3 protein-coding genes are annotated in these 3,103 nt (G+C 65.9%); all 3 read left to right on the top strand.

The genetic code is table 11. The features are described from left to right. The coding region (locus Q0581_RS05090; RefSeq protein WP_298698208.1) for a CpaF family protein at positions 1-1,134 on the top strand (1,134 nt) is incomplete at its 5' end. Then, positions 1,131-2,114: a type II secretion system F family protein gene (locus tag Q0581_RS05085; protein WP_298698206.1), complete on the top strand. Its 984-nt coding sequence runs from the start codon at positions 1,131-1,133 to the stop codon at positions 2,112-2,114. The genes Q0581_RS05090 and Q0581_RS05085, both read left to right, overlap by 4 nt. A 10-nt stretch (positions 2,115-2,124) precedes the next feature. Next, a complete protein-coding gene (locus tag Q0581_RS05080; RefSeq protein WP_298698205.1) occupies positions 2,125-3,102 on the top strand; it encodes a type II secretion system F family protein in 978 nt (325 codons plus the stop codon). The last annotated feature ends 1 nt before the right edge of the window (position 3,103 follow it).

Genomic DNA, 3,103 nt, shown 5'->3' with positions numbered 1-3,103 from the left:
AAGAACGTCTCCATGTCGGTGGCCGAGCAGGAGCATCTGGTCCAGGACATCGTCAACGACGTGCTGGGCTATGGGCCGTTGGAACCGCTCTTGGGCCGCGACGACATCGCCGACATCATGGTCAACGGCGCCGGCCGGGTGTTCATCGAGGTCGGCGGCAAGGTCCAGCTGACCAATGTCCGCTTCCGCGACAACACCCAGCTGATGAACATCTGCCAGCGGATCGTGTCGCAGGTCGGCCGCCGCGTCGATGAATCCAGCCCCATCTGCGACGCCCGCCTGCCGGACGGATCGCGCGTCAACGTCATCGCTCCGCCCCTGGCCATCGACGGCCCGACCCTGACGATCCGCAAGTTCAAGAAGGACAAGCTGACGATGCGGAATCTGGTGGAGTACGCCTCCATCAGTCCCGAAGGCGCGCGGGTTCTGGGCGTGATCGGCGCCAGCCGATGCAACATCGTCATCTCGGGCGGCACGGGTTCGGGCAAGACGACCCTGCTGAACACCCTGACCGCTTTCATCGACCCGACCGAGCGGGTCATCACCTGCGAAGACGCGGCCGAGTTGCAGCTGCAGCAACCGCACGTCGTGCGCCTGGAGACCCGGCCGCCGAACCTGGAAGGCCAGGGCCAGATCACCATGCGCGACCTGGTCAAGAACTGCCTGCGGATGCGCCCCGAACGCATCATCGTGGGCGAGGTTCGCGGACCCGAAGCCTTCGACCTGCTCCAAGCCATGAACACCGGCCACGACGGATCGATGGGCACCCTGCACGCCAACAGCCCGCGCGAAGCCATCAGCCGGATGGAATCCATGATCACCATGGGCGGCTATGGCCTGCCGTCCAAGACGATCCGCGAGATGATCGTCGGCTCGGTCGACGTCATCATCCAGGCGGCGCGCCTGCGCGACGGGTCGCGCCGCATCACCCATGTCACCGAGGTGGTGGGTCTGGAAGGCGATGTGATCGTGACCCAGGACCTGTTCATCTACGAAATCACCGGCGAGGACGAGAACGGCAAGATCATCGGCCGCCACCGATCCACCGGCATCGCCCGGCCGCGCTTCTGGGACCGCGCCCGCTATTACGGGCTTGAGCGGGAACTGGCCGAAGCCCTGGACGCCGCCGAATGAGCGGCCTTCTGCCCATACTGGCGGCGGTGCTGGCCTTCATCACCATCGGCGGCCTGGGCTGGGTGCTGGTCGGCGGCGACGAGTCCGGCGCCCAGGCGGTCAAACGCGCCCAGACCTTTGCGCGGCCCAACCCCGCGACGGCCCGCAAACAGGCCCAGGCGGCCAATACGCCCGAACTGCGCCGCAAGCAGATCCTGACCCAGTTGCAGGAGGCCGAACGGCGCGAACGCAAGGCCCGCATGACCATGGCGGCCAAGCTGAAGCAGGCGGGCCTGTCGACCTCGTTGCGCACCTTCATCATCATCAGCGTCGTCATGGGGGTCGTGGCCTTGGGTCTGGCGCTGGTGTTCGGCCTGAACATCTTCCTGGCCCTGGGGTTGGCGGCGGTGTTCGGCTTCGGCCTGCCGCGCTGGGTCGTCGGCTTCCTGGGCAAGCGGCGGATGAAGAAATTCTCGGGCGAGTTCGCCAACGCCGTCGATGTCATCGTGCGCGGCATCAAGTCGGGCCTGCCGGTGCACGACTGTTTCAAGATCATCGCCCGTGAAAGCCCCGCGCCCCTGGGTCCGGAGTTCCAGAAGCTGGTCGAGGGTCTAGGCGTCGGCCTGACGCTGAGCCAGGCGCTGGACAAGATGTTCGAGCGCATGCCGACGCCGGAACTGCGCTTCTTCGCCATCGTCATCGCCATCCAGCAGAAGACCGGCGGCAACCTGGCCGAGGCCCTGGGCAATCTGTCCACCGTGCTGCGCGCGCGCCGGATGATGGGCGAGAAGATCAAGGCCCTGTCGTCCGAAGCCACCGCCTCGGCCGGCATCATCGGCTCGCTGCCGCCGGTGGTCATGATGTTGGTGATGATCACCACGCCCGCCTACATGATGCTGCTGTTCACCGATGCGCGGGGACAGTTCATGCTCTTGGGGTCCGCCATCTGGATGGGCCTGGGCATCATGACCATGAAGAAGATGATCTCGTTCAAGTTCTGATGGACCGGGCATGAGACAGATCGTCGAACTCTTCACCGATCCCCAGAGCCTGCTCAGCATGGTGGTGGGCCTGCTGGTCTTCGCCACCGTCCTGACCCTGCTCGGCTCGATGGGCGGGGCGCAGGGGCTGGACAAGCGGATGAAGGCGGTCGCCATCCGCCGCGACGAGCTGAAGCGCCGCTCGCGCCAGGCCATGGCGGGCCAGACGGGCCTGCGCCACACCGACGAAGGCTTCAAGAAGCGGGTCGTCGACCGGCTGAACCTGACCAAGCTGCTGGAAGACCCCCAGGTGGTCGACAAGATGGCCCAGGCCGGTTTTCGCGGGCCGCGGCCGGTGACCACCTTCTACTTCTTCCGCTTCGCCGCGCCCTTCATCTTCCTTGGGGTGGCGGCCTTCTATCTGTTCATCTTCAACGACTTCGGCCTGCCGCTCATGTCGCGGGTGACCGCCGTCGTGGCCGCCGCCGTGGCCGGCTACTATGCGCCGAACCTGTATCTGTCGAACCGGATCGCCAAGCGGCGCCAGTCGATCATGCAGGCCTTTCCCGATGCGCTGGACCTGCTGCTGATCTGCGTCGAATCCGGCATGTCGATCGAGGCGGCGATCCAGAAGGTGGGTCAGGAGGTCGGCGGCCAGTCCATCGACCTGGCCGAGGAGCTGACCCTGCTGTCGGCCGAGCTCAGCTATCTGCCGGAACGGCGCATGGCCTATGAAGGCCTGGCCAAGCGCACCAACCATCCCGGTGTGAAATCGGTGGCCACGGCAATGACCCAGGCCGAACAGTACGGCACACCGCTGGGGTCTGCCCTGCGGGTGATGGCGAAGGAGAACCGCGACCTGCGCCTGGCCGCCGCCGAGAAGAAGGCGGCCGCCCTGCCGGCCAAGCTGACCGTGCCGATGATTGTCTTCTTCCTGCCGGTGCTGTTCGTGGTGATCCTGGGTCCGGCGATCATCAACATCCAGGACACGATGGCGAAAGGCGGCTGAC

It is taken from the genome of uncultured Brevundimonas sp., assembly GCF_937863155.1.
GTDB lineage: Bacteria > Pseudomonadota > Alphaproteobacteria > Caulobacterales > Caulobacteraceae > Brevundimonas.
This window is presented reverse-complemented; position numbering and strand designations above follow the sequence as displayed.